At 50.0% G+C, this 24,656-nt stretch carries 13 protein-coding genes, 7 rRNA genes and 1 riboswitch; all 20 genes read left to right on the forward strand.

The features are described from left to right. Positions 1–29: 29 nt before the first annotated feature. Positions 30–145 (forward strand): 5S ribosomal RNA (gene rrf, locus CEF21_RS03555). 710 nt (positions 146–855) lie between these two features. Further along, positions 856–2,394: ribosomal RNA gene (locus tag CEF21_RS03560) — 16S ribosomal RNA — on the forward strand. A gap of 242 nt (positions 2,395–2,636) precedes the next feature. After that, positions 2,637–5,564, forward strand: a 23S ribosomal RNA gene (locus CEF21_RS03565). Between the two features lie 75 nt (positions 5,565–5,639). Next, a 5S ribosomal RNA gene (gene rrf / locus CEF21_RS03570) occupies positions 5,640–5,755 on the forward strand. Between the two features lie 1,095 nt (positions 5,756–6,850). Then, positions 6,851–8,389 (forward strand): 16S ribosomal RNA (locus CEF21_RS03575). Between the two features lie 242 nt (positions 8,390–8,631). Then, positions 8,632–11,559 (forward strand): 23S ribosomal RNA (locus CEF21_RS03580). Positions 11,560–11,634: 75 nt separating this feature from the next. Continuing rightward, positions 11,635–11,750, forward strand: a 5S ribosomal RNA gene (gene rrf, locus CEF21_RS03585). Together the 16S, 23S and 5S rRNA genes form the textbook arrangement of a ribosomal RNA operon. Positions 11,751–12,277: 527 nt before the next feature. Further along, positions 12,278–12,706, forward strand: coding sequence for a cytidine deaminase (locus CEF21_RS03590; protein WP_123913403.1), 429 nt, complete (start codon positions 12,278–12,280; stop codon positions 12,704–12,706). 27 nt (positions 12,707–12,733) lie between these two features. Then, on the forward strand, positions 12,734–12,934 hold the full coding sequence (locus tag CEF21_RS03595; protein WP_123913404.1) for an NETI motif-containing protein: 201 nt from the start codon (positions 12,734–12,736) through the stop codon (positions 12,932–12,934). An 82-nt stretch (positions 12,935–13,016) separates the two neighbouring features. Next, a riboswitch (purine riboswitch) is annotated at positions 13,017–13,118 on the forward strand. 102 nt (positions 13,119–13,220) lie between these two features. After that, a complete protein-coding gene (purE, locus tag CEF21_RS03600; protein ID WP_123913405.1) occupies positions 13,221–13,709 on the forward strand; it encodes a 5-(carboxyamino)imidazole ribonucleotide mutase in 489 nt (162 codons plus the stop codon). Beyond that, positions 13,702–14,820 (forward strand): 5-(carboxyamino)imidazole ribonucleotide synthase, encoded by a 1,119-nt coding sequence (gene purK / locus CEF21_RS03605; RefSeq protein WP_123913406.1) that lies wholly within the window; start codon positions 13,702–13,704, stop codon positions 14,818–14,820. The genes purE and purK overlap by 8 nt, the downstream gene beginning before the upstream one ends. Positions 14,821–14,838: 18 nt before the next feature. Continuing rightward, positions 14,839–16,131, forward strand: a complete 1,293-nt coding sequence (gene purB / locus CEF21_RS03610) for an adenylosuccinate lyase (protein ID WP_123913407.1) — start codon at positions 14,839–14,841, stop codon at positions 16,129–16,131. An 80-nt stretch (positions 16,132–16,211) separates the two neighbouring features. Beyond that, a complete protein-coding gene (purC, locus tag CEF21_RS03615; RefSeq protein ID WP_123913408.1) occupies positions 16,212–16,922 on the forward strand; it encodes a phosphoribosylaminoimidazolesuccinocarboxamide synthase in 711 nt (236 codons plus the stop codon). Further along, the gene (gene purS, locus CEF21_RS03620) at positions 16,915–17,169 is read left to right on the forward strand and encodes a phosphoribosylformylglycinamidine synthase subunit PurS (RefSeq protein ID WP_123913409.1); all 255 of its coding nucleotides are present in this window, start codon (positions 16,915–16,917) and stop codon (positions 17,167–17,169) included. Before purC ends, purS begins: the two co-directional genes overlap by 8 nt. Next, positions 17,166–17,849, forward strand: coding sequence for a phosphoribosylformylglycinamidine synthase subunit PurQ (gene purQ / locus CEF21_RS03625; protein WP_123913410.1), 684 nt, complete (start codon positions 17,166–17,168; stop codon positions 17,847–17,849). The genes purS and purQ overlap by 4 nt, the downstream gene beginning before the upstream one ends. Next, positions 17,833–20,061, forward strand: a complete 2,229-nt coding sequence (gene purL, locus CEF21_RS03630) for a phosphoribosylformylglycinamidine synthase subunit PurL (RefSeq protein WP_123913411.1) — start codon at positions 17,833–17,835, stop codon at positions 20,059–20,061. Before purQ ends, purL begins: the two co-directional genes overlap by 17 nt. Continuing rightward, positions 20,037–21,467, forward strand: a complete 1,431-nt coding sequence (gene purF / locus CEF21_RS03635) for an amidophosphoribosyltransferase (protein ID WP_123913412.1) — start codon at positions 20,037–20,039, stop codon at positions 21,465–21,467. Before purL ends, purF begins: the two co-directional genes overlap by 25 nt. Before the next feature lie 12 nt (positions 21,468–21,479). Beyond that, positions 21,480–22,517, forward strand: coding sequence for a phosphoribosylformylglycinamidine cyclo-ligase (gene purM, locus CEF21_RS03640; RefSeq protein ID WP_123913413.1), 1,038 nt, complete (start codon positions 21,480–21,482; stop codon positions 22,515–22,517). Further along, complete coding sequence (gene purN / locus CEF21_RS03645) at positions 22,514–23,104, forward strand: phosphoribosylglycinamide formyltransferase (protein WP_123913414.1); 591 nt, start codon at positions 22,514–22,516, stop codon at positions 23,102–23,104. Before purM ends, purN begins: the two co-directional genes overlap by 4 nt. Beyond that, positions 23,101–24,639, forward strand: coding sequence for a bifunctional phosphoribosylaminoimidazolecarboxamide formyltransferase/IMP cyclohydrolase (purH, locus tag CEF21_RS03650; protein WP_123913415.1), 1,539 nt, complete (start codon positions 23,101–23,103; stop codon positions 24,637–24,639). The genes purN and purH overlap by 4 nt, the downstream gene beginning before the upstream one ends. Positions 24,640–24,656: the final 17 nt, after the last annotated feature.

Below are 24,656 nucleotides of genomic sequence, written 5' to 3' on the forward strand. Positions count from 1 at the left end.
TTTTGAAAGAGCAATCTTTCAACCTTATATCTGGTAATTATGGCAAAGAGGTCACACCCGTTCCCATACCGAACACGGAAGTTAAGCTCTTTAGCGCCGATGGTAGTTGGGGGTTTCCCCCTGTGAGAGTAGGACATTGCCAGGTACAAGAAAAAAAGGCTTGCCCCCTGGGGCAGGCCTTTTTTTGTGTTTGGTGTGAAAATGCACTGGGATCATCAGCAAAAAAACTGGCAGCTCAAGATACGCAGGGGGTGTTGGGTTAGGGGTATCCGTAAAAATATGTACTTTAGAATATAGAAGCAGTTAATTGGCTGAAATTCAAATTTGCGATAATACATAGGCTGGGATGATTTAAGAAGGTCCGGACAGCCGGAGATTTGATATTCTTGTGTACTGGTCGTGAGACCAAAGGGCACTTTCTTATCCGGCTATTATATAGTAAGGCAGATTTAACGATTAACAACATGAATAGTATTCACTACTCATTCCTTCGATATTTAGCTTTCCAAATGAGAACGTTCATAGGACTATATTTTTTATCCGGAATGTGAATTCGCTTGATTTCTTTTCTTTCTGTTGCGGAATGGATGAGGGGTAGATTGAGTGAGTTAACTGAGTGAGTTAACTGAGTTACAAGGGCTAGGTTGTTATTCAGGATTATTCTGCATGGGTGAATGTGCAGTTTCATTCTGGATATAAACTTTTCCAAAAAAGTATTGACCGGAAATGATACAGGTGGTATATTGTTAAAGTCGCTTCTGAGGAAACGGCCGAAACAAAATGATCTTTGAAAACTAAACAAATCGAAGTGCCAACGTTAATTCTAGAGCAACAAACAAGAGCTAGCCAAACTACTTTTTGGAGAGTTTGATCCTGGCTCAGGACGAACGCTGGCGGCGTGCCTAATACATGCAAGTCGAGCGGATCTCTTCGGAGATCAGCGGCGGACGGGTGAGTAACACGTGGGCAACCTGCCTGTAAGACTGGGATAACTCCGGGAAACCGGAGCTAATACCGGATAACCTTTCGAACCGCATGGTTCGGAATTGAAAGACGGTTATGCTGTCACTTACAGATGGGCCCGCGGCGCATTAGCTAGTTGGTGAGGTAATGGCTCACCAAGGCGACGATGCGTAGCCGACCTGAGAGGGTGATCGGCCACACTGGGACTGAGACACGGCCCAGACTCCTACGGGAGGCAGCAGTAGGGAATCTTCCGCAATGGACGAAAGTCTGACGGAGCAACGCCGCGTGAGTGATGAAGGTTTTCGGATCGTAAAGCTCTGTTGTTAGGGAAGAACAAGTGCGGGAGTCACTGCCCGCGCCTTGACGGTACCTAACCAGAAAGCCACGGCTAACTACGTGCCAGCAGCCGCGGTAATACGTAGGTGGCAAGCGTTGTCCGGAATTATTGGGCGTAAAGCGCGCGCAGGCGGTCTTTTAAGTCTGATGTGAAAGCCCCCGGCTCAACCGGGGAGGGTCATTGGAAACTGGAGGACTTGAGTGCAGAAGAGGAGAGTGGAATTCCACGTGTAGCGGTGAAATGCGTAGAGATGTGGAGGAACACCAGTGGCGAAGGCGACTCTCTGGTCTGTAACTGACGCTGAGGCGCGAAAGCGTGGGGAGCGAACAGGATTAGATACCCTGGTAGTCCACGCCGTAAACGATGAGTGCTAAGTGTTAGAGGGTTTCCGCCCTTTAGTGCTGCAGCTAACGCATTAAGCACTCCGCCTGGGGAGTACGGTCGCAAGACTGAAACTCAAAGGAATTGACGGGGGCCCGCACAAGCGGTGGAGCATGTGGTTTAATTCGAAGCAACGCGAAGAACCTTACCAGGTCTTGACATCCTCTGCCACTTCTAGAGATAGAAGGTTCCCCTTCGGGGGACAGAGTGACAGGTGGTGCATGGTTGTCGTCAGCTCGTGTCGTGAGATGTTGGGTTAAGTCCCGCAACGAGCGCAACCCTTGATCTTAGTTGCCAGCATTCAGTTGGGCACTCTAAGGTGACTGCCGGTGACAAACCGGAGGAAGGTGGGGATGACGTCAAATCATCATGCCCCTTATGACCTGGGCTACACACGTGCTACAATGGATGGTACAAAGGGCAGCGAAACCGCGAGGTTCAGCGAATCCCATAAAACCATTCTCAGTTCGGATTGCAGGCTGCAACTCGCCTGCATGAAGCCGGAATCGCTAGTAATCGCGGATCAGCATGCCGCGGTGAATACGTTCCCGGGCCTTGTACACACCGCCCGTCACACCACGAGAGTTTGCAACACCCGAAGTCGGTGGGGTAACCCGTAAGGGAGCCAGCCGCCTAAGGTGGGGCAGATGATTGGGGTGAAGTCGTAACAAGGTAGCCGTATCGGAAGGTGCGGCTGGATCACCTCCTTTCTAAGGAAGAATTATCAGCACCCATGCGGTGCAGCGATTAACGGACGCACTTCGAATTTGTTTAGTTTTGAGAGATCATTCTCTCTTAACTTGTTCTTTGAAAACTAGATAACGATATGAATGTCAAACATTCACACGAGTAAGAAAGAACCTTACGATTTTCTTCTGCGTCTATCGCAGAATGAAATGAAAAGTCTGAAGACATCTGTTTTCAGCTTCTAACGAAGATAACTCCGTTATCAGGTTAAGTTAGAAAGGGCGCACGGTGGATGCCTTGGCACTAGGAGCCGATGAAGGACGGTACGAACACCGATATGCTTCGGGGAGCTGTAAGTAAGCGTTGATCCGGAGATTTCCGAATGGGGAAACCCGCTGCTCGTAATGGAGCAGCATCCTGACTTGAATACATAGAGTCTGGAAGGCATACCCGGGGAACTGAAACATCTAAGTACCCGGAGGAAGAGAAAGCAAATGCGATTCCCTGAGTAGCGGCGAGCGAAACGGGATCAGCCCAAACCAGAAGGCTTGCCTTCTGGGGTTGTAGGACACTCAACACGGAGTTACAAAGGAACGGGGTAGGCGAAGCGGTCTGGAAAGGCCCGCCAGAGAAGGTAACAGCCCTGTAATCGAAACTTCGTTCCCTCCTGAGTGGATCCTGAGTACGGCGGGACACGAGAAATCCCGTCGGAATCCGGGAGGACCATCTCCCAAGGCTAAATACTCCCTAGTGACCGATAGTGAACCAGTACCGTGAGGGAAAGGTGAAAAGCACCCCGGAAGGGGAGTGAAACAGATCCTGAAACCGTGTGCCTACAAGTAGTCAGAGCCCGTTAACGGGTGATGGCGTGCCTTTTGTAGAATGAACCGGCGAGTTACGATTACGTGCAAGGTTAAGTTGAAGAGACGGAGCCGCAGCGAAAGCGAGTCTGAATAGGGCGAATGAGTACGTGGTCGTAGACCCGAAACCAGGTGATCTACCCATGTCCAGGGTGAAGTTCAGGTAACACTGAATGGAGGCCCGAACCCACGCACGTTGAAAAGTGCGGGGATGAGGTGTGGGTAGCGGAGAAATTCCAATCGAACCTGGAGATAGCTGGTTCTCTCCGAAATAGCTTTAGGGCTAGCCTCATAGCAAGAGTCTTGGAGGTAGAGCACTGATTGGACTAGGGGCCCTCATCGGGTTACCGAATTCAGTCAAACTCCGAATGCCAAAGACTTATCTATGGGAGTCAGACTGCGAGTGATAAGATCCGTAGTCAAAAGGGAAACAGCCCAGACCACCAGCTAAGGTCCCCAAGTATCCGTTAAGTGGAAAAGGATGTGGGGTTGCTTAGACAACCAGGATGTTGGCTTAGAAGCAGCCACCATTTAAAGAGTGCGTAATAGCTCACTGGTCGAGTGACCCTGCGCCGAAAATGTACCGGGGCTAAACGGATCACCGAAGCTGTGGACTGTTCTTTCAGAACAGTGGTAGGAGAGCGTTCTAAGGGCTGTGAAGCCAGACCGGAAGGACTGGTGGAGCGCTTAGAAGTGAGAATGCCGGTATGAGTAGCGAAAGAGGGGTGAGAATCCCCTCCACCGAATGCCTAAGGTTTCCTGAGGAAGGCTCGTCCGCTCAGGGTTAGTCGGGACCTAAGCCGAGGCCGAAAGGCGTAGGCGATGGACAACAGGTTGAGATTCCTGTACCACCTCTTTTCCGTTTGAGCAATGGAGGGACGCAGGAGGATAGGGTAAGCGCGCTGTTGGATATGCGCGTCCAAGCAGGTAGGCTCAAGGGATAGGCAAATCCGTCCCTTGGTTAAGGCTGAGCTGTGATGGCGAGGGAAATGAAGTACCGAAGTTCCTGATTCCACACTGCCTAGAAAAGCTTCTAGCGAGGAAAATGGTGCCCGTACCGCAAACCGACACAGGTAGGCGAGGAGAGAATCCTAAGGTGATCGAGAGAACTCTCGTTAAGGAACTCGGCAAAATGACCCCGTAACTTCGGGAGAAGGGGTGCTCTTTAGGGTGAATAGCCTTGAAGAGCCGCAGTGAATAGGCCCAGGCGACTGTTTAGCAAAAACACAGGTCTCTGCGAAGCCGCAAGGCGAAGTATAGGGGCTGACGCCTGCCCGGTGCTGGAAGGTTAAGAGGAGAGGTTAGCGCAAGCGAAGCTTTGAATTGAAGCCCCAGTAAACGGCGGCCGTAACTATAACGGTCCTAAGGTAGCGAAATTCCTTGTCGGGTAAGTTCCGACCCGCACGAAAGGCGTAACGATCTGGGCACTGTCTCAACGAGAGACTCGGTGAAATTATAGTACCTGTGAAGATGCAGGTTACCCGCGACAGGACGGAAAGACCCCGTGGAGCTTTACTGCAGCCTGATATTGAATTTTGGCACAGCTTGTACAGGATAGGTAGGAGCCTTGGAAACCGGAGCGCCAGCTTCGGTGGAGGCATCGGTGGGATACTACCCTGGCTGTGTTGAACTTCTAACCCGCGGCCCTGATCGGGCCGGGAGACAGTGTCAGGCGGGCAGTTTGACTGGGGCGGTCGCCTCCTAAAATGTAACGGAGGCGCCCAAAGGTTCCCTCAGAATGGTTGGAAATCATTCGCAGAGTGTAAAGGCACAAGGGAGCTTGACTGCGAGACCTACAAGTCGAGCAGGGACGAAAGTCGGGCTTAGTGATCCGGTGGTTCCGCATGGAAGGGCCATCGCTCAACGGATAAAAGCTACCCCGGGGATAACAGGCTTATCTCCCCCAAGAGTCCACATCGACGGGGAGGTTTGGCACCTCGATGTCGGCTCATCGCATCCTGGGGCTGTAGTCGGTCCCAAGGGTTGGGCTGTTCGCCCATTAAAGCGGTACGCGAGCTGGGTTCAGAACGTCGTGAGACAGTTCGGTCCCTATCCGTCGCGGGCGCAGGAAATTTGAGAGGAGCTGTCCTTAGTACGAGAGGACCGGGATGGACGCACCGCTGGTGTACCAGTTGTCTTGCCAAAGGCATCGCTGGGTAGCTATGTGCGGACGGGATAAGTGCTGAAAGCATCTAAGCATGAAGCCCCCCTCAAGATGAGATTTCCCATCATTTGAGTAAGACCCCTGAAAGATGATCAGGTTGATAGGTTCGAGGTGGAAGCGTGGCGACACGTGCAGCTGACGAATACTAATCGGTCGAGGACTTAACCTTTATTCAAGTAAGGCTTCCATTACTCGTGAAGCACATCGTTATCTAGTTTTGAAAGAGCAATCTTTCAACTTTATATCTGGTAATTATGGCAAAGAGGTCACACCCGTTCCCATACCGAACACGGAAGTTAAGCTCTTTAGCGCCGATGGTAGTTGGGGGTTTCCCCCTGTGAGAGTAGGACATTGCCAGGTACAAGAAAAAAAGGCTTGCCCCCTGGGGCAGGCCTTTTTTGTGTTTGAAAAACGAGGGGATGCGCTTATCGGCCGGGAATTCTGGAAACGAAGGGGGGGTGAGGTTATAATGGATCGTTCCCGTTCCAGGAGGAACGTTGTTGTTAGCAAATAACCATGGTTCTGCAAAAAGGTTTAGAGGAGAAGACGGATCCTTCAGACTGTGTGAGGTCATTTTAAGGGAAGAAGCGATATAATGGCGCTGTCTGCAGCTGGATAGGAGTGGTTCTGGAAGGAACTATGGGACAGTCCCCTCTGTCGAATTCTCTTGAAAAGTCGATATAATCCTATATTCGTCGATATATCAAAAAAATCGCCGATATACTTAAATTTTCGACGATATCCTTTCGGTAATCGTCGATTTATGGTTGCTTGGCTTCCTAAAATAAAGCTAAAACCTATATTCAGATGGATTTTTTCTTTTAACTCAGCAAAATGGCCCGGGGCGCCACGTTATTCAGCTGATATTGGCAGAGTTTTGTTTTTAATTGCTCTTTTCCATTTGTTTGTCGGTTCAGGAGGACATATATTTTGGCAGACTGTAATTTTTCAAAACTTATTTTATGGTGGGAGGAGCAGGTGGGACCTCTAGTTTGCTGCGTTTCTGGGCGGATTAATAATAGTTGGAGGCAGTACTGGCGAGTTAAAAGTATAAAGATACAGGGGCTTTAAATAAGTATGCATTCATTTCGCTGAGTTTCCGCTGCCGCAAAACCTGGATTGAATCGGGGACAAAGCATCAAAGTAAGACTGAGGAATGCAGAATATAAGAGGTTCATAGCCCTGCAGTTCAATAAAAAATATTCTAATATAAATCTGTTTTAAAAAAGTAGTTGACCAGGTTTATTTCAGGTGGTATATTATTAAAGTCGCTTCTGAGCGAAGCTGATAACGCCGGCAACGGCAAGAAAAAAGTGTTGACTCAAGCTTCCTTAAATGATATATTAATAAAGTCGCTTCTGAGGAAACGAACGAAACAAAATGATCTTTGAAAACTAAACAAATCGAAGTGCCAACGTTAATTCTAGAGCAACAAACAAGAGCTAGTCAAACTACTTTTTGGAGAGTTTGATCCTGGCTCAGGACGAACGCTGGCGGCGTGCCTAATACATGCAAGTCGAGCGGATCTCTTCGGAGATCAGCGGCGGACGGGTGAGTAACACGTGGGCAACCTGCCTGTAAGACTGGGATAACTCCGGGAAACCGGAGCTAATACCGGATAACCTTTCGAACCGCATGGTTCGGAATTGAAAGACGGTTATGCTGTCACTTACAGATGGGCCCGCGGCGCATTAGCTAGTTGGTGAGGTAATGGCTCACCAAGGCGACGATGCGTAGCCGACCTGAGAGGGTGATCGGCCACACTGGGACTGAGACACGGCCCAGACTCCTACGGGAGGCAGCAGTAGGGAATCTTCCGCAATGGACGAAAGTCTGACGGAGCAACGCCGCGTGAGTGATGAAGGTTTTCGGATCGTAAAGCTCTGTTGTTAGGGAAGAACAAGTGCGGGAGTCACTGCTCGCGCCTTGACGGTACCTAACCAGAAAGCCACGGCTAACTACGTGCCAGCAGCCGCGGTAATACGTAGGTGGCAAGCGTTGTCCGGAATTATTGGGCGTAAAGCGCGCGCAGGCGGTCTTTTAAGTCTGATGTGAAAGCCCCCGGCTCAACCGGGGAGGGTCATTGGAAACTGGAGGACTTGAGTGCAGAAGAGGAGAGTGGAATTCCACGTGTAGCGGTGAAATGCGTAGAGATGTGGAGGAACACCAGTGGCGAAGGCGACTCTCTGGTCTGTAACTGACGCTGAGGCGCGAAAGCGTGGGGAGCGAACAGGATTAGATACCCTGGTAGTCCACGCCGTAAACGATGAGTGCTAAGTGTTAGAGGGTTTCCGCCCTTTAGTGCTGCAGCTAACGCATTAAGCACTCCGCCTGGGGAGTACGGTCGCAAGACTGAAACTCAAAGGAATTGACGGGGGCCCGCACAAGCGGTGGAGCATGTGGTTTAATTCGAAGCAACGCGAAGAACCTTACCAGGTCTTGACATCCTCTGCCACTTCTAGAGATAGAAGGTTCCCCTTCGGGGGACAGAGTGACAGGTGGTGCATGGTTGTCGTCAGCTCGTGTCGTGAGATGTTGGGTTAAGTCCCGCAACGAGCGCAACCCTTGATCTTAGTTGCCAGCATTCAGTTGGGCACTCTAAGGTGACTGCCGGTGACAAACCGGAGGAAGGTGGGGATGACGTCAAATCATCATGCCCCTTATGACCTGGGCTACACACGTGCTACAATGGATGGTACAAAGGGCAGCGAAACCGCGAGGTTCAGCGAATCCCATAAAACCATTCTCAGTTCGGATTGCAGGCTGCAACTCGCCTGCATGAAGCCGGAATCGCTAGTAATCGCGGATCAGCATGCCGCGGTGAATACGTTCCCGGGCCTTGTACACACCGCCCGTCACACCACGAGAGTTTGCAACACCCGAAGTCGGTGGGGTAACCCGTAAGGGAGCCAGCCGCCTAAGGTGGGGCAGATGATTGGGGTGAAGTCGTAACAAGGTAGCCGTATCGGAAGGTGCGGCTGGATCACCTCCTTTCTAAGGAAGAATTATCAGCACCCATGCGGTGCAGCGATTAACGGACGCACTTCGAATTTGTTTAGTTTTGAGAGATCATTCTCTCTTAACTTGTTCTTTGAAAACTAGATAACGATATGAATGTCAAACATTCACACGAGTAAGAAAGAACCTTACGATTTTCTTCTGCGTCTATCGCAGAATGAAATGAAAAGTCTGAAGACATCTGTTTTCAGCTTCTAACGAAGATAACTCCGTTATCAGGTTAAGTTAGAAAGGGCGCACGGTGGATGCCTTGGCACTAGGAGCCGATGAAGGACGGTACGAACACCGATATGCTTCGGGGAGCTGTAAGTAAGCGTTGATCCGGAGATTTCCGAATGGGGAAACCCGCTGCTCGTAATGGAGCAGCATCCTGACTTGAATACATAGAGTCTGGAAGGCATACCCGGGGAACTGAAACATCTAAGTACCCGGAGGAAGAGAAAGCAAATGCGATTCCCTGAGTAGCGGCGAGCGAAACGGGATCAGCCCAAACCAGAAGGCTTGCCTTCTGGGGTTGTAGGACACTCAACACGGAGTTACAAAGGAACGGGGTAGGCGAAGCGGTCTGGAAAGGCCCGCCAGAGAAGGTAACAGCCCTGTAATCGAAACTTCGTTCCCTCCTGAGTGGATCCTGAGTACGGCGGGACACGAGAAATCCCGTCGGAATCCGGGAGGACCATCTCCCAAGGCTAAATACTCCCTAGTGACCGATAGTGAACCAGTACCGTGAGGGAAAGGTGAAAAGCACCCCGGAAGGGGAGTGAAACAGATCCTGAAACCGTGTGCCTACAAGTAGTCAGAGCCCGTTAACGGGTGATGGCGTGCCTTTTGTAGAATGAACCGGCGAGTTACGATTACGTGCAAGGTTAAGTTGAAGAGACGGAGCCGCAGCGAAAGCGAGTCTGAATAGGGCGAATGAGTACGTGGTCGTAGACCCGAAACCAGGTGATCTACCCATGTCCAGGGTGAAGTTCAGGTAACACTGAATGGAGGCCCGAACCCACGCACGTTGAAAAGTGCGGGGATGAGGTGTGGGTAGCGGAGAAATTCCAATCGAACCTGGAGATAGCTGGTTCTCTCCGAAATAGCTTTAGGGCTAGCCTCATAGCAAGAGTCTTGGAGGTAGAGCACTGATTGGACTAGGGGCCCTCATCGGGTTACCGAATTCAGTCAAACTCCGAATGCCAAAGACTTATCTATGGGAGTCAGACTGCGAGTGATAAGATCCGTAGTCAAAAGGGAAACAGCCCAGACCACCAGCTAAGGTCCCCAAGTATCCGTTAAGTGGAAAAGGATGTGGGGTTGCTTAGACAACCAGGATGTTGGCTTAGAAGCAGCCACCATTTAAAGAGTGCGTAATAGCTCACTGGTCGAGTGACCCTGCGCCGAAAATGTACCGGGGCTAAACGGATCACCGAAGCTGTGGACTGTTCTTTCAGAACAGTGGTAGGAGAGCGTTCTAAGGGCTGTGAAGCCAGACCGGAAGGACTGGTGGAGCGCTTAGAAGTGAGAATGCCGGTATGAGTAGCGAAAGAGGGGTGAGAATCCCCTCCACCGAATGCCTAAGGTTTCCTGAGGAAGGCTCGTCCGCTCAGGGTTAGTCGGGACCTAAGCCGAGGCCGAAAGGCGTAGGCGATGGACAACAGGTTGAGATTCCTGTACCACCTCTTTTCCGTTTGAGCAATGGAGGGACGCAGGAGGATAGGGTAAGCGCGCTGTTGGATATGCGCGTCCAAGCAGGTAGGCTCAAGGGATAGGCAAATCCGTCCCTTGGTTAAGGCTGAGCTGTGATGGCGAGGGAAATGAAGTACCGAAGTTCCTGATTCCACACTGCCTAGAAAAGCTTCTAGCGAGGAAAATGGTGCCCGTACCGCAAACCGACACAGGTAGGCGAGGAGAGAATCCTAAGGTGATCGAGAGAACTCTCGTTAAGGAACTCGGCAAAATGACCCCGTAACTTCGGGAGAAGGGGTGCTCTTTAGGGTGAATAGCCTTGAAGAGCCGCAGTGAATAGGCCCAGGCGACTGTTTAGCAAAAACACAGGTCTCTGCGAAGCCGCAAGGCGAAGTATAGGGGCTGACGCCTGCCCGGTGCTGGAAGGTTAAGAGGAGAGGTTAGCGCAAGCGAAGCTTTGAATTGAAGCCCCAGTAAACGGCGGCCGTAACTATAACGGTCCTAAGGTAGCGAAATTCCTTGTCGGGTAAGTTCCGACCCGCACGAAAGGCGTAACGATCTGGGCACTGTCTCAACGAGAGACTCGGTGAAATTATAGTACCTGTGAAGATGCAGGTTACCCGCGACAGGACGGAAAGACCCCGTGGAGCTTTACTGCAGCCTGATATTGAATTTTGGCACAGCTTGTACAGGATAGGTAGGAGCCTTGGAAACCGGAGCGCCAGCTTCGGTGGAGGCATCGGTGGGATACTACCCTGGCTGTGTTGAACTTCTAACCCGCGGCCCTGATCGGGCCGGGAGACAGTGTCAGGCGGGCAGTTTGACTGGGGCGGTCGCCTCCTAAAATGTAACGGAGGCGCCCAAAGGTTCCCTCAGAATGGTTGGAAATCATTCGCAGAGTGTAAAGGCACAAGGGAGCTTGACTGCGAGACCTACAAGTCGAGCAGGGACGAAAGTCGGGCTTAGTGATCCGGTGGTTCCGCATGGAAGGGCCATCGCTCAACGGATAAAAGCTACCCCGGGGATAACAGGCTTATCTCCCCCAAGAGTCCACATCGACGGGGAGGTTTGGCACCTCGATGTCGGCTCATCGCATCCTGGGGCTGTAGTCGGTCCCAAGGGTTGGGCTGTTCGCCCATTAAAGCGGTACGCGAGCTGGGTTCAGAACGTCGTGAGACAGTTCGGTCCCTATCCGTCGCGGGCGCAGGAAATTTGAGAGGAGCTGTCCTTAGTACGAGAGGACCGGGATGGACGCACCGCTGGTGTACCAGTTGTCTTGCCAAAGGCATCGCTGGGTAGCTATGTGCGGACGGGATAAGTGCTGAAAGCATCTAAGCATGAAGCCCCCCTCAAGATGAGATTTCCCATCATTTGAGTAAGACCCCTGAAAGATGATCAGGTTGATAGGTTCGAGGTGGAAGCGTGGCGACACGTGCAGCTGACGAATACTAATCGGTCGAGGACTTAACCTTTATTCAAGTAAGGCTTCCATTACTCGTGAAGCACATCGTTATCTAGTTTTGAAAGAGCAATCTTTCAACCTTATATCTGGTAATTATGGCAAAGAGGTCACACCCGTTCCCATACCGAACACGGAAGTTAAGCTCTTTAGCGCCGATGGTAGTTGGGGGTTTCCCCCTGTGAGAGTAGGACATTGCCAGGTACAAGAAAAAAAGGCTTGCCCCCTGGGGCGGGCCTTTTTTGTGTTTTGGATGGCATGCAAACGCTAAGGGTAAATGATCCTGCTGCTGATCATGTCGATTTTTAGGGTTTCGATAATAAATGGGGCATTTTCGAGAATATATGAAGATTTTCGATAATAAATCGGCCTGTTTCGATAATATATCCCCTGCGAAGGGAGATGCTGTTTTCTCAAGTGGCTGCTGGATGCATCTAATCCAGTCGAAAAGTCGATATCCCAGCCATTTTTGCCGGAAAATCAAAATAATAGCCGATATATTGCTAGCAGCCTATAATGTCGTATATCTTACGGACGACTTTAATTCAATTATCGTCCCAAGCTCCATTCCCTATTCCACGTGGTCTGTCCATTTTAGAGGTTTCAAATAGAATTGGACGAGTTTTAATCGATAATCCAGAAAGCCGATCATCTGGGACGGCAAAACCCAAACCCGATTTGTCCCCTTCAACATTCCCTATTATAATGAAACAAACAGAGGTGAAGATAAAATGCACACAGAAATTAGCTTACAGGATGAAGAATTGATTAAAGCTGCAAAAGAAATCATTATCCGTCACTATGAATACGGGAAGCACCATGTCGGAGCGGCTTTAAGAACAGCTGAAGGAGACATTATAACAGCTGTTCACATCGAAGCTTATATAGGCAGGGTAACCGTATGTGCTGAAGCCATTGCCATTGGCAAAGCGATATCGGAGGGGCACCGCACGTTCGATTCCATAGTAGCGGTAAGGCATCCGGGACCGGATGAAGCGGACCGCGAAATCAGGGTGGTCGCTCCGTGCGGAATGTGCAGAGAGCTGATTGGAGATTATGGAGAGAATATGAAGGTGATTTTGGATACGGAGGACGGTCTATCTAAACGGAGCATTCAGGACCTTCTTCCGCTGAAATACACCAGGCCTACTGAAACCTGATATAAATAATAAAAGAGGGATCTATTCATGAAAGATAAGCCTAATAAAAAGAAATTTGAGCTTGGAGAAAACGAAAGCATTGCTGATGTTCTGGATCGCATGAAAGAGGAGGGTTACAGCCCTGTCCGGCGAATAGAAGAGCCGATTTTCCAGGAAGTGAAAGAGAATGGAAAAACAGAGATTATTCCGGTGGGGAGATCCATTGTATTTGAAGGGAAACTGCTCTAAAACCGAACATTCATTATTCTGGATTGAATAACGTTCGATATTTTAAGTTGACATGTGACAAAATCTCTTGTTATGATAGACATGAAAATAACAACGAAACCTTCATATAAAATTGGGGATATGGCCCAAAAGTTTCTACCCGGACACCGTAAATGACCGGACTATGAGGGAAAGTGGATTAGCCAGCTTAGTAGATATACATACTATGCCCGGTTCGTATTGCTTTCTCTTAAGCATACGGCCGGGCTTTTTTATTTCACCTAAACGATGAGAGCGGGGGATTGCTGTGATTGAAGAAGTTGGAGTCATCATGGGAAGCCAGTCAGATTGGGAAACGATGAGACATACGTGTGAGGTGCTGGATGAGCTGGAGATTTTTTACGAAAAGAAAGTGGTTTCGGCTCATCGGACACCGGAGCTGATGTTTGATTACGCAGAGACAGCCCGTGAACGCGGAATCAAAGTCATCATAGCAGGAGCAGGAGGTGCCGCTCATTTGCCGGGGATGGCTGCCGCCAAAACCACGCTGCCGGTGATTGGCGTACCTGTTCAGTCGAAGGCTCTGAACGGACTGGATTCTCTTCTTTCAATTGTGCAAATGCCAGGAGGCGTTCCTGTAGCAACGGTTGCAATCGGAAAAGCTGGAGCCGTGAATGCCGCCCTTCTTGCTGCACAGATTCTTTCCATTACGGACACCCGGATTCAAACCCTGTTGGTAAAGAGGAGAGAGGCGACCCGGCAGGCCGTTCTCGAAAGCAGTGATGCCCTTGTTTAAGCGAATCGTACCCGGACAGACGATTGGAATCATCGGCGGAGGCCAGCTTGGCCGGATGATGGCACTGGATGCAAAAAATATGGGGTACCGGATTGCTGTACTTGATCCGACGCCTGATTGTCCGTGCGGGCAGGTTGCCGATATGGAGATTACAGCAGCTTATAACGATTTAGATGCGATTAAACAGCTTGCCGCTGTAAGTGACGTCATCACGTATGAATTCGAAAATATTGATTATGATGCTCTCGTGTGGCTTGAGAACAACGCCTATCTGCCGCAGGGAAGCCGGCTGCTCTCGCTGACGCAGGATAGGCAAACAGAAAAAGAAGCCATTCAGGAAACCGGCTGCCAAGTGGCGCCATACATCATTCTTGAGAACGGAAATGGGCTTGAGGATGCCCTTGAGGACATCGGTTTCCCTGCCGTATTAAAGACATGCAGAGGCGGCTACGATGGAAAAGGGCAGGCGGTAATCAAGAGTCCGGATGATATAGAAGAGGCGGAAAGGCTTTTGAATCTGGGGAAATGCATTCTTGAAAAATGGGTTCCCTTTGAGAAAGAGCTTTCCATCATTGTGACGAGGAATCCAAGCGGCGATGTTAAGGTCTTTCCGGCAGCTGAGAATGTTCACCGTGAAAATATCCTTCATCTAAGCATAGTTCCAGCGAGAGTAACAGCCGGCATCGAAAAAAGAGCTAAGGATGCGGCGCTGAAGCTGGCAGAACGCTTTGAGTTGGTTGGAACCCTTGCGGTTGAAATGTTTTTGACTGAAGATGGGGAAATTTTCATTAACGAGCTGGCTCCGAGACCGCACAATTCAGGCCATTACACCATGGATTTATGCGAGACATCCCAGTTCGAGCAGCATGTCCGGTCTGTTTGTGATTTACCGCTCGGAAGGACGGATTTAGTAAAAAAAGGACTCATGGTGAACGTGTTAGGCGAACATCTGGAGGCCGTTTTAAATAATCTTTCGTTTTTAGATGAAGCTGCGTTATACTTGTACGGTAAAAAAGAAAACAAGCCCAAGAGAAAAATGGGGCATGTTACCTTTAAAACGGACTTCATTGAAAAAACGATGGAGCAGATAGAAAATCAATGGGGTCAATAGAAGAACGGAGGATTTACAATGATTGAACGTTATACAAGACCGGAAATGGGAGCCATCTGGACAGAGGAAAACCGTTTCCAGGCATGGCTTGAAGTGGAGATTCTTGCATGCGAAGCATGGGCTGAGCTTGGGGTCATTCCTAAGGAGGATACGGTGCGCCTTCGTGAAAATGCTTCTTTTGATATCAATCGCGTTAAAGAAATAGAAGAGGAAACGAGACATGATGTCGTGGCCTTTACAAGAGCCGTTTCTGAAACGCTTGGCGAAGAGCGCAAGTGGGTGCATTACGGTCTTACTTCTACAGATGTCGTGGATACAGCGCTGTCTTACCTGCTGAAGCAGGCAAATAATATTTTGAGAGCTGACCTTGAACGCTTTGTTGAGATTCTTAAAAATAAAGCGATTGAACACAAGTATACGGTCATGATGGGCCGCACTCATGGTGTCCATGCAGAACCGACAACCTTTGGCCTGAAGCTTGGCCTGTGGTACGAAGAGATGAAACGGAATCTGGAGCGTTTCAACCGCTCTGCGGAAGGCATTGAATTCGGGAAAATGTCCGGTGCAGTCGGAACATATGCCAATATTGATCCGTTTGTTGAAACATATGTGTGCGAAAAGCTGGGTCTGAAGCCGGCTCCTATTTCCACTCAAACCCTGCAGCGCGACCGCCACGCTGACTACATGAGCACCCTTGCCCTGATCGCAACGTCGATTGAAAAGTTCGCCGTGGAAGTACGCGGACTTCAGAAGAGTGAAACGCGCGAGGTAGAGGAATTTTTCGCAAAAGGACAAAAGGGCTCCTCAGCAATGCCGCATAAACGCAATCCGATTGGTTCGGAAAATATGACAGGTCTAGCCCGTGTCATCCGCGGCTACATGATGACCGCTTATGAAAATGTACCGCTGTGGCATGAGCGTGATATTTCCCATTCCTCTGCGGAACGGATCATTTTGCCGGATGCTACGATTGCACTGAACTATATGCTGAACCGTTTCGGAAACATAATCAAGAACCTGACTGTGTTCCCTGAAAACATGAAGCGCAACATGGACCGTACCCTTGGGCTGATTTACTCCCAGCGTGTCCTGCTAGCTCTTATTGACTCCGGCATGGCTCGTGAAGCAGCGTACGATCTTGTTCAGCCGAAAGCCATGGAGGCTTGGGAAACGCAAGTCCACTTCCGTACGTTAGTAGAAGCGGATCCGGCTGTTACTGAACGGTTAACACCGGCTGTAATTGATGACTGCTTCGATTACAACTACCATTTGAAAAATGTAGATGCCATTTTTAACAGGCTCGGTCTATAGAAACTGAAGGGGCAAAGCAAAACTTTGCCTCTTTCCAATCTTAAGATTCCCAATATTCCGACTACAGGAGGGCGAAATCGATGGAATTGCTTTATGAGGGAAAAGCGAAGCGCATTTACAGAACAGAGCATGAGGGCGAATTTCTTGTCTCCTATAAGGACTCCGCTACGGCATTTAACGGAGAGAAAAAAACAGAGATAACCGGAAAGGGCCGTTTAAACAACGAGATTTCCGTTCTGATTTTTGAAAAGCTGAAAGAAGCGGGCGTTGCCAACCACCTGATCCGCAAAGTTTCTGAAACCGAGCAGCTGGTCGAGGAAGTCACCATTATTCCGCTTGAAGTCGTTGTGCGGAACACGGTCGCCGGAAGTATGGCGAAGCGTCTCGGCATCGAGGAAGGAACACCGATCCCTGAACCGATTGTTGAGTTTTATTACAAAGATGATGCGCTCGGAGATCCGCTTATCACAGAGAGCCATATCAAACTATTGAATGCGGCCACACCGGAACAAACAGAGGAACTGAAAACAAAAGCCCTCAAAGTAAATGAAGTCCTCATTCCGTATTTTGCTGAGAGAAATGTAAGACTGATAGATTTCAAACTTGAATTCGGCCTCCGTAAAGACGGAACGGTTTTGCTGGCGGACGAAATTTCCCCGGATACATGCCGCCTGTGGGACAAAGAGACAAACGAAAAGTTTGATAAAGATGTTTTCCGCCGCGATCTCGGCAGTTTGACGGAAGCGTATGAAGAAATCTTAAAACGATTGGGAGGACCCGCACATGTATAAAGTGAAGGTGTATGTCAGTTTAAGAGAAAGCATTTTGGATCCGCAGGGGAACGCTGTAAAAAATGCGCTGCACAGCATGTCCTACAGCGAGGTTCAGGATGTCCGCATCGGGAAATACATGGAGCTGATGATTGAGAAGACAGACCGTCCGCTTGAGGAAACAGTAAAGGAAATGTGTGAAAAGCTTTTAGCGAATACGGTCATCGAAGACTACCGCTTTGAAGCAGAGGAGGTTGTCGTTCAGTGAAATTCGCGGTGATTGTGTTTCCTGGCTCCAACTGTGACGTGGATATGTATCATGCGATTAAGGATGAGCTTGGTGAAGAAGCAGAATATGTTTGGCACGACGCAAACGATTTGAGCGGCTTCGACGGCATTCTTTTGCCTGGAGGCTTCTCTTACGGGGATTACCTGCGCTCCGGCTCCATTGCCCATTTTTCAAATGTCATGGCGGAAGTAAAAAAAGCGGCTGAACAGGGGAAGCCGGTGCTTGGCGTCTGCAACGGATTTCAAATTCTCCTTGAAGCAGGGCTGCTTCCGGGTGCGATGAAACGGAACGAAGGGCTGAAATTCAAGTGCGAATCTGCTTCTTTGAAGGTAGTCAATGCCAATACTCCGTTCACATCCGCTTATGAAGAAAATCAGGTCATCTCTGTACCGATTGCCCACGGAGAAGGGAATTACTTCTGTGACGAAACGACGCTGAAAAGACTGAAAGAGAACGGTCAAATCATTTTTACGTACAGCGAAAATCCGAACGGAAGTCTGGAGGATATCGCAGGGATTGTCAATGAACGAGGCAATGTCCTCGGCATGATGCCTCACCCCGAGCGAGCTGTGGACGCTATGCTAGGAAGCGCGGACGGCATTAAGCTGTTTCAATCGATCGTAAAAAACTGGAGGGAAGCACATGTCACTACTTCTTGAGCCAAATCCTGAACAAATCAAAGCAGAAAAAGTGTATCAGCAGATGGGAATCAGCGACGAAGAATTTGCGATGGTTGAATCCATTCTCGGACGCCTGCCCAACTATACGGAAACGGGAATTTTCTCCGTTATGTGGTCTGAGCACTGCAGCTATAAAAACTCCAAACCGGTTCTGAAAAAGTTCCCTGTCACAGGGGAGCACGTTCTGCAGGGACCGGGCGAGGGAGCGGGGATCGTGGATATCGGCGATAACCAGGCGGTTGTTTTTAAAATTGAGAGCCATAATCACCCCTCTGCTGTTGAGCCTTACCAGGGCGCTGCAACGGGTGTCGGCGGCATCATCCGTGATGTGTTCTCGATGGGTGCGCGCCCGATCGCTCTATTAAATTCGCTGAGATTCGGTGAACTGAAAACACCGCGCGTAAAGTATTTGTTTGAAGAAGTAGTAGCAGGGATTGCCGGCTACGGAAACTGCATCGGTATTCCGACCGTTGGCGGCGAAATCCAGTTTGATGCCTCCTATGAAGGAAATCCGCTTGTGAACGCTATGTGTGTCGGACTCATCGACCATAAGGATATAAAGAAAGGCCAGGCAAAGGGTGTCGGCAATACGGTCATGTACGTCGGTGCCAAAACAGGCCGTGACGGCATTCACGGAGCGACATTCGCTTCAGAGGAACTGAACGAGAAATCGGATGAAAAGCGACCGGCCGTTCAGGTAGGGGATCCGTTCATGGAAAAGCTTCTATTGGAAGCCTGTCTTGAAGTGATCCAAAATGATGCGCTTGTCGGCATTCAGGATATGGGGGCGGCGGGCCTTACGAGTTCGTCTGCTGAAATGGCGAGCAAAGCAGGCTCTGGAATCGAAATGAACCTCGATTTGATTCCGCAGCGCGAGTACGGAATGACGCCGTATGAAATGATGCTGTCCGAGTCCCAGGAGCGGATGCTGCTTGTGATTGAGAAAGGCCGCGAGCATGAGATTGAAGCGATCTTCGCGAAGTATGACCTTGAAGCCGTTTCAGTCGGGACGGTAACGAATGATAAAATGCTCCGCCTTGTTCATAGAGGGGAGGTTGTCGTTGAGATTCCGGTCGATGCGCTGGCAGAGGAAGCGCCGGTTTATCACAAACCTTCTTCAGAGCCGGCTTATTTCCGGGAGTTTCAGCAAATGGAGGAAACCGTTCCAGAGGTTGAAAACCTTGAGGATACACTGATCAGCCTTCTCAAGCAGCCGACGATTGCGAGCAAGGAATGGGTCTACAATCAGTATGACTATATGGTCCGCACGAATACAGTGGTCGCACCGGGATCCGATGCTGCGGTGCTGCGCATCCGCGGAACGAAGAAGGCGCTTGCGATGACAACGGACTGCAACTCGCGCTACCTGTACCTTGACCCGGAAACGGGCGGGAAAATTGCCGTGGCAGAAGCAGCCCGCAACATTGTTTGCTCGGGAGGAACACCGCTTGCCATCACGGATTGTCTGAACTTCGGGAATCCGGAAAAGCCGGAGATTTTCTGGCAGCTTGAAAAGGCGGCGGACGGGATGAGCGAGGCATGTACCGTTCTCGGTGCTCCGGTTATCGGGGGCAATGTTTCTCTTTATAACGAAACGAACGGAACGGCAATCTACCCTACACCCGTCATCGGAATGGTCGGTCTGATTGAGGATACGGATTACATTACCACTCAGGACTTCAAAGATGCGGGCGATTTTATTTATGTGCTTGGCGAAACGAAGGCTGAATTCGGAGGAAGCGAGCTGCAGAAGCTTGTGTACGGCGGCATTTCCGGAAAAGCCCCGGCCCTTGATTTAGCGGTTGAAAAGGAACGGATGGGCCTTTTATCAAAAGCCATCCGCGAAGGTCTTGTTCAGTCGGCGCATGATGCAGCAGAAGGCGGTCTTGCGGTGGCGCTGGCTGAATCGGCCTTTTCAGGAAAAGGACTCGGAGCAGATGTGGAGTTTAACGGTGATGCGGTAACGGCACTGTTCAGTGAAACTCAATCCCGTTATGTCATTACAGTAAATCCTGAAAAGAAAGAGCGTTTTGAGGAGTTAACGAAGGCTGCAAGAATCGGCCGGGTCACGGACAGCGGAAAACTAACCATTCGCGGAAGCCAAGGGGAACAGTGGGTGGATTTAAGCATCGAGAAGCTTGAAGACGCCTGGAGAGGAGCCATCCCATGCTTGCTGAAATTAAAGGATTAAACGAGGAATGCGGCGTTTTTGGAATCTGGGGTCATCCTGATTCCGCTCAGATTACGTATTACGGCTTGCACAGTTTGCAGCACCGCGGCCAGGAGGGAGCGGGCATTGTAACGACAGACGGAAAGACGATGGACTGCGAGAAAGGTCTTGGCCTGATTACGGATGTGTTCAACAAAGGCCAGCTTGGCGATATGAGCGGGAAGGCGGCGATTGGCCATGTACGCTATGCAACTGCGGGTGGCGGAGGCTTTGAGAACGTGCAGCCGCTTATGTTCCGTTCGCAAAACGGCGGTCTGGCGCTTGCACATAACGGGAATCTGGTGAACGCGAATCACTTAAAGCACCAACTTGAAAGCCAGGGGAGCATTTTTCAGACAACGTCCGATACGGAAGTGCTGGCTCATTTAATTAAACGAAGCGGCCATTTTTCTTTGAAGGATAAGGTGAAAAACGCGTTATCCATGATTAAAGGCGCTTACGCGTTTGTGATTTTAACCGAAACGGAAATGATGGTGGCGCTTGATCCGAACAGCCTCCGTCCGCTGTCGATCGGCCTGCTTGGGGATGCATATGTGGTCGCATCGGAAACGTGTGCCTTTGATATTGTCGGAGCGGATTACCTTCGAGAGGTCCAGCCGGGTGAACTGCTTATCATCAACGATGACGGGCTGAAGTCCGAACGGTTCTCCATGAACAGCAACCGAACCATCTGCAGCATGGAATACATTTATTTTTCCAGGCCGGACAGCAACATTGACGGAATCAATGTGCATACCGCACGCAAAAACCTCGGCAAGCGTTTGGCCCAGGAAGCGGCAGTGGAAGCGGACGTTGTGACAGGGGTCCCTGATTCCTCTATTTCAGCCGCCATTGGCTATGCGGAAGCATCCGGCATTCCGTACGAGCTTGGATTAATTAAAAATCGTTATGTCGGCCGGACATTTATTCAGCCGTCCCAGTCTTTAAGAGAGCAAGGGGTAAAAATGAAGCTTTCTGCCGTCCGCGGGGTTGTAGAGGGCAAGCGGGTCGTGATGGTCGATGATTCGATCGTACGCGGAACGACAAGCAGACGGATTGTGCAGATGCTGAAGGAAGCGGGAGCAACCGAAGTTCACGTCCGCATCAGCTCTCCGCCGATTGCCCATCCGTGCTTTTACGGAATTGACACATCGACTCATGAGGAACTGATTGCGTCTTCTCATAGCGCAGAAGAGATTCGTGAATTGATTGGTGCCGACTCCATTGCGTTCATCAGTCCGGAGGGCTTGCTTGATGGAATCGGGCGCCCGTATGAAGGCGAAACAAGAGGACAGTGCATGGCGTGCTTCACCGGCCGCTATCCGACGGAAATTTATGCCGACACGCTGCTGCCTCATGAAAAAGAAGCAAATACAGGTGCACGATAAGGAGGAACGGACATGTCAAAAGCCTATCAGGATGCAGGAGTGAACATCGAAGCCGGCTATGAAGCGGTTTCGAGAATGAAAAAACACGTGGAGCGTACGAAACGCGAGGGTGCCATCGGTCTGCTCGGCGGCTTTGGCGGTGTCTTCGACCTGTCGGCCCTGAATTACCGGAAGCCTGTTCTCGTATCAGGTACAGACGGCGTCGGAACGAAGCTTAAGCTCGCTTTTATGGCGGACCGCCATGATACAATTGGAATTGACGCAGTGGCGATGTGCGTGAACGATATATTGGCGCAGGGTGCGGAACCGCTTTTCTTCCTGGATTATTTAGCCCTTGGGAAAGCAGATCCTGAAAAAATTGAGCAGATTGTCAAAGGGATTGCCGACGGCTGCGAGGAAGCAGGCTGCGCGCTGATCGGCGGCGAGACGGCTGAGATGCCGGGTCTGTACGATGAGGACGAATACGATGTCGCCGGCTTCAGCGTCGGCGGAGCGGAAAAGGATGGGCTCGTGACCGGTGAAGACATTAAACCGGGTCATGTGCTGATCGGACTCACCTCAAGCGGTCTTCACAGCAACGGCTTCTCCCTCGTCCGGAAAATTCTCCTTGAAGAAGGCGGACTCCAGCTGAATCAGACAGTTGAGCCATTGCAAAAGCCGCTCGGCGAGGAGCTATTAACACCAACAAGAATTTATGTGAAACCTGTTTTAAACGTATTAAAGAATGTAAAAGTCGATGGAATGGCGCATATTACCGGCGGCGGTTTTATTGAAAACATTCCAAGAATGCTGCCGGAAGGAATGGGTGCAGAGATTGATTACGGTTCATGGCCGATCCATAAGATTTTTGACCTACTTGAGGAAAAAGGCAGCCTGAACCGGGAAGAAATGTTCAACATTTTCAATATGGGCATTGGTTTTGTTCTTGCCCTCAGTCCGGAGCGAATTCATGAAGCGATTGGAATTCTGGAAGAGCATGGCGAAAAAGCCTTTATTATCGGACGGGTCAAAGAAGGGTCTGGAGTCACTTTCGGCGGTGCCGCCCTATGATCGATAAACCGAAAATAGCCGTTTTTGCTTCAGGCAGCGGCAGTAATTTTCAGTCCATTGCCGACCATGTAAAACGCGGATGGCTCGATGCAGAAATTGTCCTTCTCGTCTGCGATAAGCCCGGTGCCCCTGTGACGGAGAAAGCAAGATTGGCAGAGGTCCCGGTTCTGGAGCTGTCGCTAAAATCATTTGAAAGCAAGGCAGCCTATGAAGCTGAAATTCTTTCAAAACTAAATGATCAAGGAGCCGAGTGGCTTATTCTGGCAGGATACATGCGTCTCATCGGACCTGTTCTGCTCGATGCTTTTCCAACAAAAATAATCAATCTCCATCCATCGCTGCTTCCGAAATTTCCGGGGAAGGACGCAATTGAACGCGCCTTTGAATCAGGAGATACGGAAACCGGCATCACCATTCATTATGTGGATGAGGGGATGGACACCGGTCCGATTATCGACCAGCTGACCGTGGCAATCCCGGAGTCCCTTGAACAGCTGAAAAGCAGCATCCATAAGGCAGAGCATGCTTTTTTTCCTGCCGTCCTGCAGCATGTACTGAAAATCAAGACAGAGGTGAAGCAATCATGACGATTAAACGAGCACTGATCAGCGTATCCAATAAAGAGAATCTTGTTCCGTTCGCGAAGCGCCTTGGCGAACTTGGAATTGAAGTGATTTCAACCGGCGGAACGAAAAAAATGCTTCAGGAAGCAGGCGTCAACGCAATTGGAATCTCTGACGTAACCGGCTTCCCTGAAATCATGGATGGCCGCGTCAAAACGCTTCATCCGGCCATTCACGGTGGACTTCTTGCTGTAAGAGACAACGAGAGTCATATGAACCAGCTGCACGAGAACGGCATTCAGCCGATCGACTTGGTTGTCGTAAATCTATATCCGTTCAAAGAAACGATTTCCAAGCCGGATTTCACTTTTGAGGAAGCCGTTGAAAACATCGATATTGGCGGCCCCGGCATGCTTCGCGCATCAGCAAAAAATCATGGAGACGTCACAGTCATTGTGGATCCGGCTGATTATGATTCCGTACTGGAACAGATTGAAAAAGACGGAGACACAAATCTGGATTTCAGACGCAGGCTTGCTGCGAAAGTATTCAGACACACCGCTGCCTATGATGCGCTGATTGCAGAATACATGACATCAGTGACCGGAGAAGAAAACCCGGAAACGATGACCGTTACATATGAAAAGAAACAGGATTTGCGCTATGGAGAAAACCCTCATCAGCAGGCGGTTTTCTATCAGACGCCCCTGAAACGGAAGGCATCCATTGCGGAAGCGAAGCAGCTTCACGGCAAAGAGCTTTCCTATAACAATATTAAAGATGCCGACGCTGCTCTTCAGATTGTCCGTGAATTCGATGCCCCTGCAGCGGTCGCTGTTAAGCATATGAATCCATGCGGAGTCGGAACAGCCAATACAATTGAACAAGCCTATCAGCGTGCGTTTGAAGCAGATCCTACTTCTATTTTCGGAGGAATCATCGCGTTGAACAGAGAAGTGAATGCGGCAGCCGCTGAAAAACTGCATGAGATTTTCCTTGAGATTATTATTGCGCCTTCCTTTTCGGAGGAGGCATTGGAAATTTTGACGTCGAAAAAGAACCTCCGCCTCCTGACGATTGAAGAGGAGGAAAAAGGAGCAGCAGCCAAGCAGCTTGTGTCCGTTGCAGGCGGTATGCTGATACAGGATGAGGATTCCCTCACCTTTGATGATGCGGTCATTTCCATTCCGACTAAGCGTGAGCCGACGGAGCAGGAGTGGAAAGATTTGAAGCTTGCCTGGAAGGTAGTCAAGCATGTGAAATCCAATGCGATCGTTTTGGCGAAGGACGAAATGACCATTGGAATCGGGGCAGGACAGATGAACCGAGTAGGCTCTGCTAAAATTGCAATCGAACAAGCAGGAGCAAAAGCAGAAGGAAGCGCAATGGGATCCGACGCCTTCTTCCCGATGGGTGATACAGTCGAAGCCGCAGCAAAAGCCGGCGTGACCGCGATCATTCAGCCAGGGGGATCCATTAAAGACGAAGAATCCATCCGTGCTGCAGATGAGCATGGCATCACCATGGTATTCACAGGCATTCGCCATTTCAAGCATTAAGAAGGGAGAGCGATCCT

The organism is Bacillus sp. FJAT-42376, assembly GCF_003816055.1.
GTDB lineage: Bacteria > Bacillota > Bacilli > Bacillales > Bacillaceae > Metabacillus_B.